Annotated in this window: 19 protein-coding genes; 10 read left to right on the top strand and 9 right to left on the bottom strand. The window is 31.7% G+C overall.

The features are described 5' to 3' along the window. Nucleotides 1-2: 2 nt before the first annotated feature. A complete protein-coding gene (locus ACTF56_RS04465) occupies nt 3-1,082 on the top strand; it encodes an HpaII family restriction endonuclease (protein WP_438965712.1) in 1,080 nt (359 codons plus the stop codon). A gap of 3 nt (nt 1,083-1,085) precedes the next feature. Then, complete coding sequence (locus ACTF56_RS04460) at nt 1,086-1,859, top strand: HNH endonuclease (RefSeq protein WP_438965711.1); 774 nt, start codon at nt 1,086-1,088, stop codon at nt 1,857-1,859. Nucleotides 1,860-1,864: 5 nt separating this feature from the next. On the opposite strand, the gene ACTF56_RS04455 is transcribed toward ACTF56_RS04460, so the two are convergent. Then, nucleotides 1,865-2,614, bottom strand: coding sequence for a hypothetical protein (locus tag ACTF56_RS04455; RefSeq protein ID WP_438965710.1), 750 nt, complete (start codon nt 2,612-2,614; stop codon nt 1,865-1,867). Nucleotides 2,615-3,009: 395 nt separating this feature from the next. Between ACTF56_RS04455 and ACTF56_RS04450 the strand changes: the two genes are divergently transcribed. Continuing rightward, nucleotides 3,010-6,099: a T9SS type B sorting domain-containing protein gene (locus tag ACTF56_RS04450; protein WP_438965709.1), complete on the top strand. Its 3,090-nt coding sequence runs from the start codon at nt 3,010-3,012 to the stop codon at nt 6,097-6,099. Between the two features lie 220 nt (nt 6,100-6,319). On the opposite strand, the gene ACTF56_RS04445 is transcribed toward ACTF56_RS04450, so the two are convergent. Beyond that, a complete protein-coding gene (locus tag ACTF56_RS04445; RefSeq protein WP_438965708.1) occupies nt 6,320-7,231 on the bottom strand; it encodes a glycerophosphodiester phosphodiesterase family protein in 912 nt (303 codons plus the stop codon). A gap of 208 nt (nt 7,232-7,439) precedes the next feature. Between ACTF56_RS04445 and ACTF56_RS04440 the strand changes: the two genes are divergently transcribed. The 6 genes from ACTF56_RS04440 to ACTF56_RS04415 all read left to right on the top strand — a co-directional run bounded on the left by ACTF56_RS04440 (nt 7,440) and on the right by ACTF56_RS04415 (nt 12,861). Further along, complete coding sequence (locus tag ACTF56_RS04440) at nt 7,440-8,207, top strand: ParA family protein (protein WP_438965707.1); 768 nt, start codon at nt 7,440-7,442, stop codon at nt 8,205-8,207. A 2-nt stretch (nt 8,208-8,209) separates the two neighbouring features. Continuing rightward, nucleotides 8,210-9,106, top strand: coding sequence for a ParB/RepB/Spo0J family partition protein (locus ACTF56_RS04435; RefSeq protein ID WP_438965706.1), 897 nt, complete (start codon nt 8,210-8,212; stop codon nt 9,104-9,106). Continuing rightward, nucleotides 9,106-9,672, top strand: coding sequence for a DUF5683 domain-containing protein (locus ACTF56_RS04430; protein ID WP_438965705.1), 567 nt, complete (start codon nt 9,106-9,108; stop codon nt 9,670-9,672). The genes ACTF56_RS04435 and ACTF56_RS04430 overlap by 1 nt, the downstream gene beginning before the upstream one ends. Before the next feature lie 57 nt (nt 9,673-9,729). Beyond that, a complete protein-coding gene (dapB, locus tag ACTF56_RS04425; protein ID WP_438965704.1) occupies nt 9,730-10,431 on the top strand; it encodes a 4-hydroxy-tetrahydrodipicolinate reductase in 702 nt (233 codons plus the stop codon). Nucleotides 10,432-10,497: 66 nt separating this feature from the next. Next, nucleotides 10,498-12,210, top strand: coding sequence for a signal peptidase I (gene lepB, locus ACTF56_RS04420; protein ID WP_438965703.1), 1,713 nt, complete (start codon nt 10,498-10,500; stop codon nt 12,208-12,210). Between the two features lie 33 nt (nt 12,211-12,243). Beyond that, the gene (locus ACTF56_RS04415) at nt 12,244-12,861 is read left to right on the top strand and encodes a WbqC family protein (RefSeq protein WP_438965702.1); all 618 of its coding nucleotides are present in this window, start codon (nt 12,244-12,246) and stop codon (nt 12,859-12,861) included. Between the two features lie 18 nt (nt 12,862-12,879). On the opposite strand, the gene ACTF56_RS04410 is transcribed toward ACTF56_RS04415, so the two are convergent. The 7 genes from ACTF56_RS04410 to ACTF56_RS04380 form a co-directional block, all read right to left on the bottom strand. Next, nucleotides 12,880-13,911: an endonuclease/exonuclease/phosphatase family protein gene (locus tag ACTF56_RS04410; RefSeq protein ID WP_438965701.1), complete on the bottom strand. Its 1,032-nt coding sequence runs from the start codon at nt 13,909-13,911 to the stop codon at nt 12,880-12,882. Between the two features lie 5 nt (nt 13,912-13,916). Next, nucleotides 13,917-14,783, bottom strand: coding sequence for a rhomboid family intramembrane serine protease (locus tag ACTF56_RS04405; protein ID WP_438965700.1), 867 nt, complete (start codon nt 14,781-14,783; stop codon nt 13,917-13,919). A 9-nt stretch (nt 14,784-14,792) separates the two neighbouring features. Then, on the bottom strand, nt 14,793-15,527 hold the full coding sequence (locus ACTF56_RS04400) for a rhomboid family intramembrane serine protease (RefSeq protein WP_438965699.1): 735 nt from the start codon (nt 15,525-15,527) through the stop codon (nt 14,793-14,795). Next, nucleotides 15,524-17,383 (bottom strand): DNA mismatch repair endonuclease MutL, encoded by a 1,860-nt coding sequence (gene mutL, locus ACTF56_RS04395; RefSeq protein WP_438965698.1) that lies wholly within the window; start codon nt 17,381-17,383, stop codon nt 15,524-15,526. The genes ACTF56_RS04400 and mutL overlap by 4 nt, the downstream gene beginning before the upstream one ends. Then, nucleotides 17,383-17,658, bottom strand: a complete 276-nt coding sequence (locus tag ACTF56_RS04390) for a hypothetical protein (protein ID WP_438965697.1) — start codon at nt 17,656-17,658, stop codon at nt 17,383-17,385. Before ACTF56_RS04390 ends, mutL begins: the two co-directional genes overlap by 1 nt. A 97-nt stretch (nt 17,659-17,755) precedes the next feature. Continuing rightward, on the bottom strand, nt 17,756-18,235 hold the full coding sequence (gene ribH / locus ACTF56_RS04385) for a 6,7-dimethyl-8-ribityllumazine synthase (protein WP_438965696.1): 480 nt from the start codon (nt 18,233-18,235) through the stop codon (nt 17,756-17,758). After that, on the bottom strand, nt 18,236-19,021 hold the full coding sequence (locus tag ACTF56_RS04380) for a tetratricopeptide repeat protein (RefSeq protein WP_438965695.1): 786 nt from the start codon (nt 19,019-19,021) through the stop codon (nt 18,236-18,238). A 157-nt stretch (nt 19,022-19,178) separates the two neighbouring features. Between ACTF56_RS04380 and recF the strand changes: the two genes are divergently transcribed. After that, nucleotides 19,179-20,258 (top strand): DNA replication/repair protein RecF, encoded by a 1,080-nt coding sequence (recF, locus tag ACTF56_RS04375; RefSeq protein WP_438965694.1) that lies wholly within the window; start codon nt 19,179-19,181, stop codon nt 20,256-20,258. Nucleotides 20,259-20,267 lie beyond the last annotated feature (9 nt).

The following is a 20,267-nucleotide window of genomic DNA, read 5'->3' as shown; positions in this document are numbered from 1 at the left end:
ATATGATAACTGGTAATAAAGGAGAATGGAGCGAAATATATACATTATTAAAAATCATTTCAGATAGATTCTTATTTGCTGGAGACAGTGAATTAAACAAAGTCGAAGGTTTAATTTTTCCTATAATTAAAATTTTACGTGATGAAACAAATGGAACTTATGAATATGGATATGAAAGTGATTTAGTCATAATTAAAAAGGACAAAGAAGTTTACAGAATCCCTATTTTACAATTTCAAGAAAATGCTTTTTTTTTACTTTCAAAGCTTAAAGAAAATACAAAAACAACTTTTTCAATACCTGAAATTGAAACCTTCATTAATACCTTTAAATGCGTTTCATTAAAAGCTAAATCTAGTGTTAAAAGTGATATTAAGATAGTTATTCATGATCAAAAAACAGGAACTACTCCAGAATTAGGATTTAGTATCAAATCACAACTTGGCGGTGCTTCTACTTTATTAAATGCTGGGAAAACTACTAATTTTATTTATGAAATAAAAAACATTTCATTAACAGATAATCAAATTATTCAAATAAATTCTATTGAAACTAGAAGTAAAATTAAAGATAGAATAGAAAAAATAAAAGAGTTTTATGGTAATTTAAATTTTATCTCAACTGAAAGTTCAATCTTTGGTAATAATTTAACTTTAATAGATAGTTCACTACCAAAAATACTTTCTGAAATTTTATTACTTTTTTTCACTTCTAATCTTTCAAAAACAAATGAATTAGTCGAAACAATATCACTCTTAAATCCTTTAAGTTTTAATTTAGAAACAAATCATCCATTTTATTTTTATAAAATAAAAAGGTTATTAACTGACATAGCACTAGGAATGATGCCTTCAAAAGTATGGACAGGTGAGTTAGAAGCTACTGGAGGATATTTAATTGTAAAAGATGATGGTGAAGTTTTATGTTATCATATCTACAATAGAAATGAATTTGAAGACTATTTATTAAACAATACAAAGCTTGAAACTGCAAGTAGTACTAGACATGAATTTGGCTCAATATATGTAGAAAATAAAAAATTATATATTAAATTGAACTTACAAATAAGGTTTATAAAATAACCAATGGCAATCCGAAACCTCTGGACAAAAGAAGAACTAATCCTTGCCTTTAATTTGTACTTAAAAATTCCTTTTGGAAAAATGCATAGCACAAATAAAGACATTATTCATTTAGCTAATTTAATTGGTCGAACTTCTAATTCTGTTGCAATAAGATTAGTGAATTTTGCTAGTGTTGATCCTGCTTTACAAGCCAGAGGAATAAAAGGAATGGATGGTGGTAAAAAAATTGTCCAACCTATTTGGGATGAATTTTTCAAAAATCAAGAAGAATTACTTTTTTTGAGTGAAAAAATATTAGCTGAAAGAGAAAATTCAACCATAGAAAATAAATACCAGGAACTCCTTTTTGATTTAAAAGACTTCAAAGGAGAAACAAAAATTAGAGCTGTTAAAACAAGAGTAAACCAATCGGTTTTTAGACAAATGGTTTTAGCAAATTATACTACAAAATGTGCTATAACTGGAATAGATATTCCTGAATTACTTTTAGCAAGTCATATTATGCCTTGGTCAAAAAATGAAGAACATCGTTTAAATCCTGAAAATGGTATTTGTCTTTCTGCTCTTTATGATAAAGCTTTTGACAAAGGAATTATTGGCATCAACCAAAATTATGAAGTAATACTTTCTTCGACATTAAAACAAAAAAAGAATACAGAATTCTTCCAAACTCACTTCGCTCCTATCGAAAATCAAAAAATATCAGAACCCAAAAAATACCTTCCAAGAAAAGAATTCCTAGAATATCATTTAGACACCATTTTCTTAAAATAAAAAATCTACACCACTCCCAAAACGCTAACCACCCCACAATCATCTCCTTTCAGTGCATAATTCACACCATTAACCTCTTGGTAAAAAAGAATGCGCAACATAAAAAAGCGGCTGCCTTGTGGTGTATGGAGAGCGGTAATTCCTAAAGTTACTTCTTGTGTTGGGGTATCAATAGGCACTACCAAAGCATCACTTTCTTGTAAAGCATGTGCTTTTGTTCTAAAATCAAAATCATAACACAACAACTGCATCCCAACATGTGTCGCACCAACAGGGCTTTTTAAATCTTTTTTCGGTGTAAAATCAGTTAGTTGAATAGTACCTGTGGCAACATCTAAAGTATAACCACATTGTAAAGTTTGTGCTAAACTTTGATGGACATTAAACTCAAAACCCTTTACCAAGTTTTTCCCTTCAGCAGTAGCAATTCCGTTAGCCACGGTTCGTTCGCCTCGCAAAGAAATACCATCCAATAAAATCAATTTTCTCATTAAGGCATTCACTCTACTATACATTCGGTTTTCAGCAATTCCATGGGTATAAACTTTCAAAGGCTGTCTAAAAGCACTACTCATTTTAGCCGCACTTCCCATTTCCTTACCAGCATCCCTAAAAGAAGCATAATTGGGTGACGTTTTATATTTCTTTTTTGAAATAGATTTAGCTTTTCGAGCCACACTTTGCCCTTCCAAACGGTACAGAGTAATACCATCTATAGTGCCATAAAATTGCAATAATCCTTTAACCTTTGCCATAGTTGATAACTATTAATTACAAGTCAAATATACTAAAAAATAATACTTATAGTATAGTTTTAGTATAATTATAGTATAGTTTAAATATAAATATTGTTATTAACATGAATGGAAACAAAACATAAAAAACATACAAAATCAAAAAAATCAGACCCTAAAACAACTAAAAGTCAGTCAAAACCCTTAACGAAAACGTTGTATTAACCTTTACATCACCTTTACAAAAATTACAAAAAACAGCAGAAACCTTTAGGAAAAATTAAGCACAAGTAGTGTTTACAAGGTTTTTTGTAAGTTATAAGTGTATAGTTTATTTTAAATTCTATTTAAATGGGTTTCAAAAAAAAGATTCTAAATTTAAAATTCTAAACATACACGAGAATTAAACCCATATCATGTTAAAAAAAAGCCTTCTTTTTCTATTGCTATTCCAACAAACCATAACCTTAGCGCAACTGGGATTTTGCAACGGAAGTAGTGGTGCTCCAATTTTCTTTGAAAACTTTGGTAGCGGTTTAAATTACGGACCTGCTTTACCTGCTGGCATCACCAATTATATATGCGTAAATAGCGGCTTTCCTCAAGACGGTCAATATACCCTATACCACAGAACCAACTTAATTCCAAATTCGCAAAACTGGTTGTTTTCGTTAGATCACACACCAGACAACGAGCCTGATGGTAGTAATGGAAAATGTTTAATTGTTAATGCCAGTAATGTTCCTGGACAATTTTACAACAGAACCGTAACAGGATTATGCAGCAATACTACATTTGAGTTTTCCGCTTGGGTACTAAATATTTTAAATGCCACCGTCGCAAATGGTTTGCCAATAAATGTAACTTTTGAAATATGGGATGCCACTGATACGGTTTTACTTCAATCAGGAAACACAGGAAATATTAACAGCACATTTGCACCTGTTTGGAATCAATTTGGCTTGGTATTTACATTACCTGCGGGTCAAACTTCTGCTATTTTAAAAATGCGAAACAACGGTGTTGGTGGCAATGGAAATGATTTAGCCATTGACGATATCATGTTTCGTGCTTGTGGCGAATTCAGTACCATAACTACTGCCGGAACTTCTATAAACGCAATAACCATCTGCGAAAATGAAACCATAGCCAATACCAATTTGCAAGTAACCACTACAGGAACTGCAACTAACGTTTACCAATGGCAACAAAGCAACGACAATGTAACTTACACGGATATTTCTGGGGAAACTTCCAACATTTTAACCATTCCTTCAACACTTAACAGCACCACATTTTATCGTGTCAAAGTAGCCAATGATGCCGCCAACTTAAATAATTCGTTCTGTACAACCATTTCAGAAATTTTCACAGTTAATGTAAACCCACTTCCGAACACTCCTGTTTCCAATGGAGATACAACCAATTGCAGCAACCAAACCGCTACGCTTGAAGTAACCGTAAATACCAATGAAAGTGTAGATTGGTACGACGCTCCAACTAACGGAAACCTCTTACAAGCCAACTCAACAAACTATACTCCAACTACCAGTGGTACTTATTATGCAGAAGCTTACAATACCTTAACAAATTGTAAAAGCAGTACAAGAACAGCAGTAACGCTTTTACCAGCAATAACAGTTACAACATCTGGCACCACTACCCTTTGTTCTGGTCAAACAACAGCCATAAATTTAGCAGCTTCTGACAACAACGCAATCCTAAATTGGACTGCAACTTCTACAGATGTAGTTGGATTTGCTGACGGTACAGGAAACAGTATAAATCAGACCTTAACCTATGCTGGCACTACAACAGGAACTGTAGTATACACCATTACACCTGTAATTAACGGCTGCGAAGGAACACCAGAAACCATAACAATAACTGTAAATCCTCAAGAGGTAATCACCCTTACTTTTAACGGTCCTGCTACATCGTATTGCATCAACGAAGTCGCTCCTAATTTGCCTTCAAGTTCTTCCAACACCACACCAATTAGCGGTACTTGGACACCCGCAAGTATTGATACATCAACTTCTGGAACAACAACTTACACGTTTAATCCACAAACTACAGACTGCCAAAACATACAACCGTTCCAAATCAACATTACCGTTGGAAACAACATTGTGCCCGATTTTGAGGCAAACAGTTCTATTTGTTTGGGAGCTACACCACCGCAATTAAACACGACATCGCCCAACGGAATAACAGGAACATGGAATCCTGCAACGATTGACAATACAGTTTCAGGTTCCTACACCTTTACACCAAATCCAAATCAATGTGCTGTAAGCCAAACCATAAATATTACCGTTTTAGAAGCAGATGTTACAATTAATGGACCTACAACGCTTTGTTCCGGTCAATCAACGGCCATCAATCTTACAGCTGCTGATCCCAATACAACTTTCAGTTGGACGGCAACTTCATCAGATGCAGCAGGTTTTGCTAACGGTACCGGAAACACAATCAATCAAACCTTAACCTATTCTGGAACTGGAGTTGGAACGGTAGTGTATGCCATTACCCCTAATTTAAACGGTTGCGATGGCACAACAGAAACTGTAACTCTAACTATAAATCCTCAGGAAACCATAGTGTTAACATTCCCAACATTACCTACAACCTACTGTTTAAATTCAGTTGCTCCTGCATTACCAACTTCATCATCCAACACTTTACCTGTAAATGGAACTTGGTCACCAGCAACTATTAATACAGCAATTGCAGGAACTACAACGTATACATTTAATCCACAAACAACAACTTGTCAGAATATTGCGCCTTATCAAATAACCGTAACAATTTTAAGTAATGTTACTCCTAATTTTCAGGCTGATTTGTCTTATTGTTTAGGAACTATACCACCCCAACTAAACACCACATCGCCTAACGGAATTACAGGAACATGGAATCCTGCAACTATTAACACCACCACTTCAGGAAGCTATACTTTTACGCCAAATCCAAACCAATGTGCTGTAAGTCAAACCATAAATGTTACCGTTTTAGAAGGTACACTAACCAGCATTTCTTTTACATCTACTGGTGCTTTTTCAGAAAATCAAATCGTAACGGTTTTAGCAATGGCATCGGGAAGTTATTTATACCAATTAGATGATGGCGATTTTCAACAAAGTAATGTCTTTGAAAACGTTGCTCCAGGCACTCACACCCTAACTGTAATTGACGAAACAGGATGTTCACAACCCGTAAGTGATGAAATTCTCATTGTAGATTATCCTCACTTTTTCACTCCAAATGGTGATGGGTTTAACGATTATTGGATCATTTCAGGTTTAAACAGTCTGCAAAACCCTAAAGTCTCCATTTTTGATCGCTACGGAAAATTAATAACACAAATTTCAAGAATAAATACAGCTTGGGATGGTACTTTAAATGGGCAAAACTTACCTGCAGATGACTATTGGTTTACTATTGATTATACAGAAAATAACATTCAAAAAACATTCAAATCGCACTTCAGTTTATCCCGATAATTTAATAGCACTTTACAAAGGGTTTTAAATTTAAAAAGCTATCTTTACTAAAAATCAAACCTAATGGCAAAAAGTCAAGACTCAAAAAAGACCGAAAAAAAGGAACCCCTTAAAACGGCAAAAGAAAAAAAGGCAGATAAACGAGACAAAAAAAACAATCCTAAAAGAGATTAAATAAAAAACACGATACCAATATCGTGTTTTTTGTTTTTAAAAAAGCTTATTTAACAAATTCACTTTGTATCTGATGCTTATCGATATAAAGTTGCATTTGTTGGGCTACTTGCTTCGGTCGGTCCGATGAAATGATCATAACGCCTTCATTAACGATATCTAAATAAACACTATCGTTTTTGGCTTCGGTACTTTTATCAATATTCCCCATAGTACCAGAAATACAAGTAATCCCTCTTGATTTCATATAGGTCATAACCTCAGGCTTTGGAAAGGTAACGCCTACAAAAGCGACCATATTTTCTACTTTTACACCCAAATCTTCCATACGTTCTATATCTTCTTTACCTCGTGCAGAAACGGACAAAAGCAAATCAGGAGCCAGAGCATAAACTTCCGCAGCTTGATTGGCATTATAAGTAATGATTATGCTATAATTTTGAGCCTTATTTCTAGCAACAGCATCAACAACTTTTTTAAAAGGAACACCTCTTTTAACGTCTAAAGTATAAACCACTCTATCTTTTCCCCATTGCAATACTTCATCTAAAGTTTGAATTTTGTAAGGAGTAATATTGCCTTCATTATCTTTAAGAAAAAGATCTTGTAATTCCGAATAAGTATAAGTGGAGATGTTTCCAGTTCCAGTAGTAGTTCGGTCTAACGTATTATCGTGCATCATCACCAAAACAGAATCTTTAGTCATAGCAATATCTGTTTCTATAACTGCAGGATTATAAACAATAGTATTTTGAAAAGTAGCCGTGCAATTCTCAGGAAAATTAGTAGTTGGACCACCTCTGTGCGCACTAACTATAGGATAAAAATTATTCGCTGAATGAAAAAAAGATTGAAATTCAAGTGTTGTGTTAAAGGAAATCCTGTGCTCCTGTTCTTGACTCAAAAGAGTAGTCGTACTAAAAATTAATAATAACAAGGTAAAAAAAATGTTTTTCAAAATAATTGATTTTTATATGACACAAAATTAGGTATAAGTTTACTATTTACTTGTTAAAAAAAGGAATAAAAAAGAAGAAATAGTGTTGACAAACCTTAAAAGACAGACCAAAATACCCCTACTGACAACTTTAATCTATTGTTAACAAATTAGCCTTGAAAAAACCATAATTAATTGTATTTTTACGGTTCGAAATTTAAAAAGTCAAATGGGTAAAATCATTGCAATAGCAAATCAAAAAGGTGGCGTTGGAAAAACGACTACAACTGTTAATTTAGCAGCTTCATTAGGTGCTTTAGAAAAAAGAGTATTACTTATAGACGCTGATCCTCAAGCAAATGCAAGTAGCGGATTGGGAATTGATGTGGAATCGGTTGAAATTGGTTCGTACCAAATTCTAGAACACAGCAATACTCCTGACGAAGCAACAATTACTTGTTCTGCACCCAATGTATGGGTCATCCCTGCACACATAGACTTAGTAGCTATTGAAATTGAATTAGTAGATAAAGAAAATAGAGAGTACATGCTGAAAAAAGCATTGGAAAGCGTGAAAGATAAGTACGATTATATTTTAATTGACTGTGCGCCTTCTCTTGGACTGCTAACATTAAATGCACTAACAGCTGCAGATAGTGTTATCATACCAATTCAATGCGAATATTTTGCCTTGGAAGGATTAGGAAAATTATTGAGTACCATTAAAAGTGTTCAAAAAATCCACAATGCCGATTTGGATATCGAAGGCTTATTGTTAACCATGTACGACAGTCGTTTACGTTTGTCGAACCAAGTGGTTGAAGAAGTGCAAAAACACTTTTCAGACATGGTGTTCAATACCATCATTCAAAGAAATATTAAATTAAGTGAAGCCCCAAGTTTTGGAGAAAGCATCATCAATTATGACGCAACCAGCAAGGGAGCAACCAATTACATTAATTTAGCAGAAGAAATTATTAAGAAAAATAGCAATTAAGAATGGCAAAAGCTGTAAAAAAGCAAGCATTAGGAAGAGGATTATCTGCTTTGTTAAAAGATCCAAGCAACGATATTAAATCAGTTGATGATGTAAATGCAGACAAAGTAGTGGGCAATATAGTAGAATTGGACCTTAATTCTATCGAAATAAATCCCTTTCAACCAAGAACCAACTTTAACGAAGAGACGCTGAATGAATTAGCTACCTCTATTAGAGAACTTGGCGTAATTCAACCTATTACTGTAAGAAAACTCGATTTCAATAAATACCAATTAATTTCAGGAGAACGTCGTTTAAGAGCTTCTAAAATTGTAGGATTAGAAACTGTTCCAGCTTACATTCGTATTGCAAATGATCAAGAATCATTGGAAATGGCTTTGGTAGAAAACATCCAACGTCACGATTTAGATCCTATTGAAATTGCATTATCCTACCAACGCTTGATGGATGAAATTAATCTAACACAAGAACAAATGAGTGATCGTGTAGGAAAAAAACGTTCAACCGTTGCCAACTATCTTCGTTTGTTAAAACTAGACCCAATCATTCAAACCGGAATAAGAGATGGTTTCATTTCTATGGGGCATGGTAGAGCATTAATTAATATTGAAGACGGCGATATTGCAGGCGATATTTACTACAAGATTGTTACTCAAAACTTATCTGTAAGAGATACCGAAGCATTAGTCAAAAAATACCAAGAAAGTCTGTTACCTAAAGCCAAAAAACCAAAAGCTGACAATTTCAACGTTAATGAAGATCAAAAAAAGCAGTTTACTGAATATTTTGGCACTAACGTAGACATTAAATCTTCTGGAAATGGTAAGGGAAAAATTACAATACCTTTCAACTCAGGAGCTGATTTTGAAAGAATTCTTAAATTAATAAAACAATAGTGAAGGGTCAATTTCTAAAGGTACTGCTTTTTATTTTTGTGCTGAGTAACACTACTTTTGCTCAAGAAGAAACTACTGTTCTTAAAGCTAATGACACCATTTCAGTTGAAATTAATCCGCTAGCTCCTTCAAAAGCCGCTTTTTTCTCAGCCATATTACCTGGTCTTGGACAAGCTTACAATAAAAAATATTGGAAAATCCCTATAGTTTATGGAGCTTTGAGTATTTCTGTTTACAACTACGTAGACCAAAACAAAAAATACAACGGTTTTAGAGACGAATACAAAAAACGTATTGACGGTACTTCTTTGTATGAAAACGACTCGTTTTATGGTGACTTTTCAGACGATAGTGTTTTACGAGCTCAACGTTTTCATCAAAGAAATCGTGACATGTCTTTATTATTTACATCGCTTATATACATTTTAAATATCGTTGATGCCAACGTTGATGCGCATTTAATGCAGTTTAATGTAAACGACAACCTTTCATTCAAACCAGATGTTAGAATGAATGAATTCAATACCAATGCAAATGTTGGCTTATTGCTTAAATATAATTTTTAGTTAAATAATGCTCCAATTGTAACAAATTCTTTAAAATCCTACTTATCTTTTAAAAACATGAAAATTGCACTCTTAGGTTACGGAAAAATGGGTAAGGTTATTGAACAAATAGCTGTAGAAAGAGGTCATGAAATTGTTTTAATAAAGTCAAGTTCTAATACATTTGAAGGATTAAAAGATGCTGATGTGGCTATCGATTTTAGCATTCCAACAACAGCTGTAAGTCACATTACGGAGTGTTTTAACACCAATATTCCTGTAATATGCGGTACAACTGGTTGGCTTGAACATTACAATGAAATGGAAGCTTTGTGTCAGCAAAAAAACGGTAGTTTTATTTACGCGTCTAATTTCAGTTTAGGGGTCAATGTCTTTTTTGAATTGAACAATCACTTGGCCAAAATAATGAACAACCTGAAACAATATCAAGTTTCTATGGAAGAAATTCATCACACTCAAAAACTAGATGCTCCAAGTGGAACAGCAATAACTCTAGCCAACGGAATCATAGAAAATTCTTCCTACAATAAGTGGACTTTAGAAAATCCAAAAGAAAACGAACTACATATTGAAGCTAAAAGAATAGAAAATGTACCAGGTACTCACAGCGTTTTTTATGATTCAAATGTAGATCAAATTGAAATAAAACATACCGCACACAGCAGAGAAGGTTTTGCTTTAGGAGCAGTTGTTGCAGCAGAATGGTTGGTAGGTAAAAAAGGTGTTTTTACTATGAAAGATGTGCTTCAATTAAATTAAATAATAAAACACGTTAATTAGTACATTCCTAATTAGCTTAAAATATAAACTTTAAAAAGTAAAAAGATGTCAATAGTTCAATGGTTAGTATTCATCCTATTTGTTCAAGTTATACACGGTATTTGCACTTGGAAATTATACATTGCAGCGGGTAGAAAGGCTTGGGAGGCATTTGTTCCTGTTTATAACGGAATTGTTTTAATGCAAATCATCAACCGACCAAAATGGTGGATATTTTTGCTTTTCATTCCAATTATCAATTTATTACTTTTTGCAGCTATTTGGGTTGAAACCCTTAGAACTTTTGGCAAAAAAAGCACTTTAGATATGATTCTTGGTGTGGCAACTTTAGGTTTATATGTTGGCTATGTCAACTACACACAACAAGTTACCTATCACAAAGACAGAGATTTAACACCAGCCACAAAAGGATTAGACTTTGTGGGTTCTATAACTTTTGCAATTGTTGTAGCTACATTGGTGCATTCGTACTTAATTCAACCTTTTACTATTCCAACTTCTTCATTAGAAAAATCCCTGTTAATTGGTGATTTTTTATTTGTAAGTAAATATAATTATGGTGCAAGAACCCCAATGACAACTGTTGCTGCTCCAATGGTTCATGATACAATTCCTTTGGTGAATGTAAAATCGTATACTACTTGGCCGCAACTTCCTTACTTTAGATTTCCTGGTTATGAAAAAATTAAAAACAATGATATTGTTGTTTTTAATTGGCCTACAGATACACTTTATAACATGTACAAAGTAGCCGATAAACGCTACGATAAACCCATCGACAAAAAAACAAACTACGTAAAACGTTGTGTAGGTATTGCTGGTGATTCTTTACAAATAAAAGACGGAATCGTTTATATAAACGGAAAAGAACTGATTCTGCCTGAAAGAGCAAAACCTCAATTTTTCTACAAAATAAAAGTAAAAGAAAGCTCGATTCAAAATATAAAAGACGAATATCAAATTACTGAAGCAGGTTCCATTTTTGAAATCAATAACAAAATATGGGACAATCCTTCGATAAAAGAAGAATTGATTAAAAATTATAGTTTTGAAGAAGTAGATAGAGATTCCATAAACTCCTACGTAAATGGTGGTATTGACGAAAATTTATTTAAAAAATTAAGTTTATCATTTTCCAACTATTACTTTTATGCCAATCTTACCAATGATAAGTATGAAAAAATAAAAACGGATTCAAGAATTGCATCTGTAGAAAGAAGAGTAAGCAAAGTAGCTGAAGATGGTATTTTTCCTGACTATAAAGACGGAAAACCTTCTGTAACCAACAACTGGAATGTAGATAATTTTGGTCCAATCTATATCCCTAAAAAAGGAGCAACAGTAGCTATCAATAGAGCATCTTTACCTTTTTATAAGAAAATCATTGCTGAGTATGAAAACAACGATTTGCAAGTAAATGGTGGTGAGATTTTGATTAATGGAGAAAAAGCAACCTCTTACACATTCAAACAAGATTATTTTTGGATGATGGGAGACAACAGACATAATTCATTAGACGCACGTTTTTTTGGATATACCCCTGAAAATCATATTGTTGGAAAACCTATTTTTATTTGGATGAGTTGGGATTCCAATGGTGAAGGTATTAAAAATAAAATACGTTGGGACAGACTGTTTACAACTGTAAGTGGTGAAGGACAACCGCAATCTTACTTTAAATATTTTTTAATCTTTTTGGCAGGTTATTTTGCTTTTGATTATTTCAGAAATAAGAAAAAGAAAAAAGAAGTCAATTAATTAGATTTGAAACTAGTACAGTAAAAATATAAAATGAAAACCTTACTTCATCCAACCTATTTCCCATCCATAAGTCATTATATAGCAATGGTGCAAGCGGATGAAATTGAATTTGAATTTGATGATAATTTTCAAAAACAAACCAACAGAAACCGAATGTACATTTATAGTGCAAACGGTTTGCAATTGCTAAATATTCCAGTGAAACATAGCAATAATAAACATCAAAAATACAAAGATGTTATTATAGAAGACGCTTTTGGTTGGCAAAAAAACCATTTCAAATCCTTGGAAGCCAGTTATAGAACTTCTCCATTTTTTGAATATTTTGAAGACGATATTATTCCCCTTTTTGAAAAGAATCACAAATTTTTATTAGACTTAAATTTTGAAGCTTTTGAAGTTGTAAATGCTTGTTTAGGAATACATCTTCCTTATACCAAAACCACAGAATATTTTCACGAAGCAGCACAAAAAAAAGATTTACGCTTCTTGGTAAATGGTAAAAAAGATACAACGCTATTGGAACCTTACAAGCAAGTTTTTGATGATAAACACGGTTTTATAAATAACCTTAGTATTTTAGATTTACTTTTCAACGAAGGACGATATGCTTTAGAATATCTGAAGAATCAACCTCTAATTAAATAAATAAAAGTTTTTTTTTGCTTATTTAATCAATTCTAATCTTGTAGTAAGTGGAAAATGGTCGCTTTTTGCAAAAGAATCAAACGTGTTATATTCTTTAACTAAAAACTCTTTTTCTACAAAAAAGTAATCTATTCGTGCAGGATAATATTTGAAATTGTAAGATTTTCCAAAGCCAGAACCAGCATCGTTAAAAGCATCTTTCATGTCATTTTTAACCAATCTGTAAACGTATGAAAAAGCACTGTTATTCAAATCGCCACATATAATTTTAGGCAACGGACAATCCTTTACATGTTTTACTAGTATTTCAGCCTGATTTTGTTGTTGTGCAAATCCCTTACTTAATCGATTAAAAATAAAAGTTGAGTTTTCTTCACTAATTTCGTTATTGATGTCTTTACTGATTTTTATAGATTGTAAATGCATACTATAAACCCTAATGGTGTCTTTGTTTTGAATAATATCAGCATAAATAACTTTATTAGAAGACTTTGGAAACTCAATTGTGCCAGAATTTACAATTGGAAATTTAGAAAAAATAGCTTGTCCATATTTGTTTTTTTTACCTTCAGTTTCAATAAACGAATAGTTGTATTGATTAAAAAAAACCGATTTTAATGGCGAATATTCTTGAATACAAAGCACATCAGGATTTTCATTTTTAACAAATTGCACAATTTGATTGGGTATGTTTCTTTCGGGCAACCATTCGTACAAATTAAACAACCTAACATTATAACTCATAATGGTAAAATCATTTTTAGAAACTGGTAAATTCGTTTTAGAAAATTTATAAAAACGTTCAATGGTTGAAATCCCCAATAATAAAATGATAGCAGAATAAATCATTCTCTTTTTAAATTGAATCATCCAAAACAAAAAGAAAAGAAAATTAACAATCAATAAAACAGGTAAAAAAAGCGTAAAAACACTTAATGAAGGAAATAATTTTGGAGCTAAATAAGGCAACGCAAAAGCCAATATAGAAACTATAAATAGCAATATATTAAGCAAATTCATTACTTTACTTACCCATGTTTTATTTCGCATCTAATTTATTTTCCTATTTTGAATAAAAATTCTTTTTCTTCTTTAGACAAACTATCATATCCCGATTTACTAATTTTATCTAGAATTTCATCAATTTGTTTTTGTTCTACACTTGTTTTTGTATGCTTACTTAAATTTGATGAAGTTGTATTAATATGAACTTTTGAAAATGGTGTTTTCTTTTTCTTTTTAGGAAAGTTACTCTTTGAAAACAGCTTAGCCAAATCAAATCCATTTTGAAGCAATTTCACATAAATAAATCCAAACAAGGCTCCTGCTATATGAGAAAATCTTCCACCAAAAACACTGTAATTAACCCCTTGTTCCAAAAATAATTTAAAAACAATAATAACGTCAATTCCTAATAATATTGCGGTAATGTACCATAATTTTATGGTTCCAATTAAAGGAATTTTTAAAAGATAATTTGGAGCATAAATCGTTGCAGCAACTAGTAAACTCATTACAGCAGCACTCGCACCTACTAATGGAACAACAATTCCTAGAAAATGAAAAAACAAAACAAACACCAAACCTGAGAAAATTCCTCCAGAAATATAAACTACTAAAAATTGCTTTTCTGTAAAAAAGGTCAGAAAAAATCGACTTACAAAATGCAACATCAACATATTGAAAAGAATATGTATAAATCCGTTATGAACGAACATATAAATAAAAAGTGTCCATGGGTTATATAAAGTAAAATCTAGAGAAGATTTAACCGTCATAAAACTATAAAAATCGAAAGAAGCACTTTTGAAGTTATAACAAAAAAGAAGCGACAAAATAAATACACCAATATTCCAAAAAATGATTTTTTGTACAATATCATTATTCAAATACTGATGCTTTAAACTTTGAAAAATATTCATATTTGTTTTTTAATTCCAACGGTTATTATTGAATTGATTTTTCTTCCAATACCACATCATTACAAAACCAGCCAATGCACCTCCAATGTGCGCTGCATGACCAACTCCGGTATCTCCTTTTAAAATAATTCCGTAAATAATATCAAAAAATAAGATGATTGCTGGAACAAAATATTTAGCTTTAATAGGAATTGGAATAAACATCAAATTTAACTCTGCATTAGGCAAAGCAAAAGCAAAAGCAACTAACAAACCATAAATAGCACCAGAAGCTCCAAGTGATTTTCCAAAATAAATGTTAGAAATTAAATTGAACTGATCTTGATCAATTATACCATTAAAAGAAGTCAAATTACCAGTGTTTAAGGCCGTTAATATTTCAGATTTAGACAAGCCCCCAGAAATCAAAGGACTAATAGCGTTATAAAATTCAAAATAATTATAGCCAACATATAAAACAGAGCCTATTATTCCACATGAAAAATAAAAAAATAAAAACTTCTTACTTCCCCACATTTGTTCTAAAATACTTCCAAAAGTAATTAAAGCGTACATATTAAATAAAATATGCATGATGCTTCCATGCATAAACATACTGGAAACTATTTGCCAAAAACCAAAATGGTCATTTTCTACATAATTTAAAGCTAATAATTCAACAGTATTAGGCACAAAATTACTACCAATAAAAAATAAAACATTAATAATCAACAATTGTTTTACTGTCTCGGTCATGTTCATCATAAGGAAAATCTTTTTTCTAAATCATCAACGGTTAGCGTAATGAAAGTAGGTTTATGAAAAGGTGAAATATTTGGGTCTTTACAAGCAAATAATGAGTTTACCATATTATCTAATTCAATGTCCGTAAGATATGTGCCCGATTTTATAGCCAAACTGTTCGCCATTGATTTAGCTATTATGTCATTTTGAGAAAAACTATCCGTGGTAAAATCAACCTGAATATCTGAAATTAAATCATCCAACAAACTTGGCACTTTACTCTCTTGAATATTAGAGGGAATACCCGAAAAAATAACGGTTTCTTTAGTAAATTTATCAAATACAAAACCAATATATTCTAAAGGTTCTTTTAATTCTTTAATTAAATCCAATTCTTGAATAGACATTACTATAGATAATGGAAATAATAATTGCTGACTAGTTCCTTTTAAAATAGTAATGTTAGTTAAAAATTGCTCATACAAAATACGTTGATGTGCTTTGCGTTGATCAATAATTAACAAGCCCGATTTTATAGGACTAACTATGTATTTTTTTTGTAGTTGGTATTTCTTTTGAGAAACAGTTTCTACTTCTTCTGCATCAAAAAGCGAAGTAGCAACTTCATCTTCTGACTCATAACTAGAGACTTGAGAATTAAACTCATCATTTAATCCCAAATACATACTTTCCCATTTTTCAGAAGTATCTTTACGGATGTAACTAGAATTTGAACTTGGTTTTGTTACCGATTGAATGGTTTCATCGGATTTAAAAGGATTGAAATTTGAATCAAACTCAATCAAAGGAACATCAATGGCTTTGTCTTTGTATCCGTAAGGAGTATCAAGATTAGAATCTCTTTCAAAATCTAAAATTGGAGAAACATTGAACTGTCCTAAACTGTGCTTTACACTAGCTCTTAAAATAGCATAAATAGATTGTTCATCATCAAACTTAATCTCTGTTTTTGTGGGATGAATATTGATATCAATGGTATGCTTTGGAACATCAAAAAATAAAAAATAAGCGGGTTGATTGCCTTCTTTAAGCAAACCTTCATAGGCATTCATTATCGAATGATGCAAATAACCACTTTTAATGTATCTGTCGTTTACAAATAAAAATTGTTCACTTTTATTTTTCTTAGCATATTCGGGTTTAGAAACAAATCCGTGCATGGAGACAATATCAGTGCTTTCAGAGATAGGAACTAACTTTTCATTAGTTTTTCCAGAAAAAATATTAACAATACGCTGACGGTAATTGGAATTTGGTAAATTAAAATATTCTTCTCCATTATGATATAAACTAAAAGAAATTTCAGGATGAGCCAAAGCTACTCTATGAAATTCATCAATTATATGTTTAAATTCTACCGTTTCAGATTTAAGAAAATTTCTTCGAGCAGGAATGTTAAAAAACAAATTTTTAACTGCAAACGAAGTTCCTGTTGGAACCACAATTACATCTTGTGAAACAAATTTACTTCCTTCAATTACAATATGAGTTCCTAATTCTTCCGTAGCTTGTTTGGTTTTTAATTCAACATGTGCAATTGCTGCAATAGAAGCTAAAGCTTCACCACGAAAACCTTTGGTATGTAAATCAAATAAATCTTCAGCATTTTTTATTTTTGAAGTAGCGTGTCTGTCAAAACACAAACGAGCATCAGTAACACTCATACCTTCACCATTATCAATAACTTGAATAAGTGTTTTGCCGGCTTCTTTAATCAATAGTTTTATTTCTGTTGCTTTGGCATCAACAGCGTTTTCTATCAATTCCTTAACTACAGAAGCTGGACGTTGCACAACTTCACCCGCTGCTATTTGATTGGCAACATGATCGGGTAATAACTTTATTTTTGCTGACATTAATATAAATCAATATTTAACGAACGAAGAATTCCATAACAAATTAACACCAAAACTCCAGCAATAATGGCAATTCTTAAACTACTACCATCAGAGGTACGATAAGTGCTTTCTTTATGCCATCCTTGTCTAAATGAAATAGGTTTTGGAGAATCTCTCAATAATCTTCGTTCTGATAATCGTTGTTCTCGCTTTTCTTTATTTTCATCATAATATCTAGGTTGGTAATCAAACTTTCTATAAGAATGAAGACGTAAAAGTGATTTTATAAACATAACGTATTATTTTATAATTCAAATTTAATTAAATATTGACAAAAATTCATAAAAAAACCCACTCAATTGAGCAGGCTTTCTGTTTTTTAAGTAAACTTTAACCTAAACTGACCATTTTAATGGCTGCTATTGCTGCTTCAACTCCTTTGTTTCCGTGTTTTCCTCCACTTCTATCCAAAGATTGTTGTTTGTTGTTATCAGTTAAGAGACAAAATATAGTTGGAATTTCGTACATCAAATTCAAATCCTTAATTCCTTGAGTAACGCCTTCGCATACAAATTCAAAATGCATGGTTTCCCCTTTTATTACACAACCAATTGCAATTATTGCATCAACTTCTAAAGTATCGTGCATTTTTTTGGAACCAAAAATCAATTCAAAACTTCCTGGTACATTCCATCTTGTAATATTTTCTGGTAAAGCACCACAATCAACAAGTGTATCAAAAGCACCTTTGAAAAGTCCTTCAGTTACATCATCATTCCATTCTGAAACAACAATCCCAAACCGAAAGTCTTTCATGTTTGGGATTGTGTTTTTATCGTAATTGGATAAATTTTTATTTTCTGTAGCCATTTATTCAGTTCTAGCAATATAAGCATCAATATTTGCTGCTTCTGCTGCTGTTGGATAAGATTCTTTAATTTTTTTGAATGACTTTGCTGCTACATCAGTTTTACCGTTTTGCAATGCTAAAATAGCATGTTTAAATAAATATCTAGGCGTAGTAAAATCATTTTCAGAAGCATTAGCTGCTTTTTCATAGTATGATAAAGCATCTTCAACTTTATTTAATTCAGAAAAACAATCTCCAATTGCTCCGAAAGCAATAGGTTGCAACATTTCGTCATTTGAAGAAAACGCTTCTAAATGCGTTACTGCTTTTTTGTAATCTTTTAAATTTAAGTAAGACATTCCAGCGTAATACTGAGCTAAATTTCCAGATTGAGTACCAGAATATTCAGAAATAACACCTTCAAATCCTAATTTACCTTCACCACCTTTAAGTGCTAAATTAAATAATGAATCTTGAGCGGTTTGAGCATTAACGGCATCATTAAAGAATTTTTGTGCTTGAAACATTTTACTTGCTGCTTCCTCCTCTTTAGGCTCAACTATGAATCTATCATAAACAAAATACAAAGTTAAGAGTAAAGCAATAGCTGCTACAACTCCCATGATGATTTTTTGGTTTTCAACAACCCAATCTTCAATTTTATTAGCACCTTCGTCTAAAGTATCAAATACTTCTGCTGTTGTACTTTCACCATTGTAGGCTACGTCTTCAATTTCATTTGTTGCATCATCTGCAATTTTCTCTGGTTTAGGTGCTTTGTAACCTCTTTTGTTATATGTTGCCATTTAAATTTAATTTAATGAGGTGCAAAAATATAACTTTTATTGAAACTGCCATAAAAAAGTTAAGAAAATTAAAAACAATCTAAAGCATCATAATTATTAAATAACTATTAAATTTGCAATTCATTAGTTTTTTTAAACCTAAAACCTTCTTTTTATTTTGTTTTTACAAACACTTTCTCTTATTAATTACAAGAATATTTCTGATAAAAATTTAGATTTTGACTCCAAAGTCAATGGTTTTGTTGGTAAAAATGGCGTTGGTAAAACTAATGTTCTTGATGCAATTTATCATTTGGCTTACGGCAAGAGTTATTTTAATCCATTGGCCAGTCAAAACATCAAACATGGCGAAGAATTTTTTGTTATAGATGGTGTTTTTACAAAAAATGACAAGGAAGAAAAAGTAGTTTGCAGTTTAAAAAAAGGACAAAAAAAAACCATTAAGCGCAATGGCAAAATTTACGAAAAACTTTCAGAACACTTAGGATTAATTCCTTTAGTAATTATTTCACCTTCAGATGTCGACTTAATTATTGAAGGCAGTGAAACTAGAAGAAAATTCATTGATAGTGTCATTTCAATTTTGGATAATTCGTATTTAAACGAGTTAATTCAGTATCAAAAATTAGTGGCTCAAAGAAATGCTTTATTAAAATATTTTGCAGTAAATCATGTATTTGATGCTGATAACTTAGCCATTTACGACGAACCTATTTCAGAGTTAGGTTTTCAAATATTTACCAAAAGACAACAGTTTTTAGAAAATTTTATTCCTATTTTTCAAAAACATCATCAAACCATTACCGATTCTGCTGAACAAGTTCAATTAAAATATGAAAGTCAATTGTTTGAAAATACTTTTGCTAATTTATTAAAGAACAATTTAGCTAAAGATAGAGCTTTACAATATACTTCGGTCGGAATTCACAAAGACGATTTATCTTTTGAAATTGACGGTTTTCCAATTAAAAAATTTGGTTCTCAAGGACAACAAAAATCATTTTTAATTGCCTTAAAATTGGCTCAATTTGAATTCATAAAAGTAAAAAGTGGTGTGTTACCTATTTTATTATTTGATGACATCTTTGATAAATTGGATGAAACTCGTGTTCAAAAAATAGTTTCAATGGTAAATAATGATGTTTTTGGTCAAATTTTCATTACCGATACTCATGAAGCAAGAACGGAAAGCATAATTCAATCCACACATCAATCGTATAAGATTTTTAGGTTATAGATGTTGTTT

Source organism: Flavobacterium sp., assembly GCF_965657075.1.
Taxonomy (GTDB): domain Bacteria; phylum Bacteroidota; class Bacteroidia; order Flavobacteriales; family Flavobacteriaceae; genus Flavobacterium.
This window is presented reverse-complemented; position numbering and strand designations above follow the sequence as displayed.

Excerpts from the sequence above, each read along its gene's own strand:
- ACTF56_RS04455 (WP_438965710.1), bottom strand. The coding sequence starts at position 2,614 with ATGGCAAAGGTTAAAGGATTATTGCAATTTTATGGCACTATAGATGGT.
- dapB (WP_438965704.1), top strand. The coding sequence starts at position 9,730 with ATGAAAATTGCACTCTTAGGTTACGGAAAAATGGGTAAGGTTATTGAA.
- ACTF56_RS04440 (WP_438965707.1), top strand. The coding sequence starts at position 7,440 with ATGGGTAAAATCATTGCAATAGCAAATCAAAAAGGTGGCGTTGGAAAA.
- ACTF56_RS04435 (WP_438965706.1), top strand. The coding sequence starts at position 8,210 with ATGGCAAAAGCTGTAAAAAAGCAAGCATTAGGAAGAGGATTATCTGCT.
- ACTF56_RS04405 (WP_438965700.1), bottom strand. The coding sequence starts at position 14,783 with ATGAATATTTTTCAAAGTTTAAAGCATCAGTATTTGAATAATGATATT.
- ACTF56_RS04390 (WP_438965697.1), bottom strand. The coding sequence starts at position 17,658 with ATGTTTATAAAATCACTTTTACGTCTTCATTCTTATAGAAAGTTTGAT.
- ACTF56_RS04410 (WP_438965701.1), bottom strand. The coding sequence starts at position 13,911 with ATGCGAAATAAAACATGGGTAAGTAAAGTAATGAATTTGCTTAATATA.
- ACTF56_RS04465 (WP_438965712.1), top strand. The coding sequence starts at position 3 with ATGATAACTGGTAATAAAGGAGAATGGAGCGAAATATATACATTATTA.
- ACTF56_RS04380 (WP_438965695.1), bottom strand. The coding sequence starts at position 19,021 with ATGGCAACATATAACAAAAGAGGTTACAAAGCACCTAAACCAGAGAAA.
- ACTF56_RS04460 (WP_438965711.1), top strand. The coding sequence starts at position 1,086 with ATGGCAATCCGAAACCTCTGGACAAAAGAAGAACTAATCCTTGCCTTT.
- lepB (WP_438965703.1), top strand. The coding sequence starts at position 10,498 with ATGTCAATAGTTCAATGGTTAGTATTCATCCTATTTGTTCAAGTTATA.
- ribH (WP_438965696.1), bottom strand. The coding sequence starts at position 18,235 with ATGGCTACAGAAAATAAAAATTTATCCAATTACGATAAAAACACAATC.
- ACTF56_RS04415 (WP_438965702.1), top strand. The coding sequence starts at position 12,244 with ATGAAAACCTTACTTCATCCAACCTATTTCCCATCCATAAGTCATTAT.
- ACTF56_RS04450 (WP_438965709.1), top strand. The coding sequence starts at position 3,010 with ATGTTAAAAAAAAGCCTTCTTTTTCTATTGCTATTCCAACAAACCATA.
- ACTF56_RS04400 (WP_438965699.1), bottom strand. The coding sequence starts at position 15,527 with ATGATGAACATGACCGAGACAGTAAAACAATTGTTGATTATTAATGTT.
- mutL (WP_438965698.1), bottom strand. The coding sequence starts at position 17,383 with ATGTCAGCAAAAATAAAGTTATTACCCGATCATGTTGCCAATCAAATA.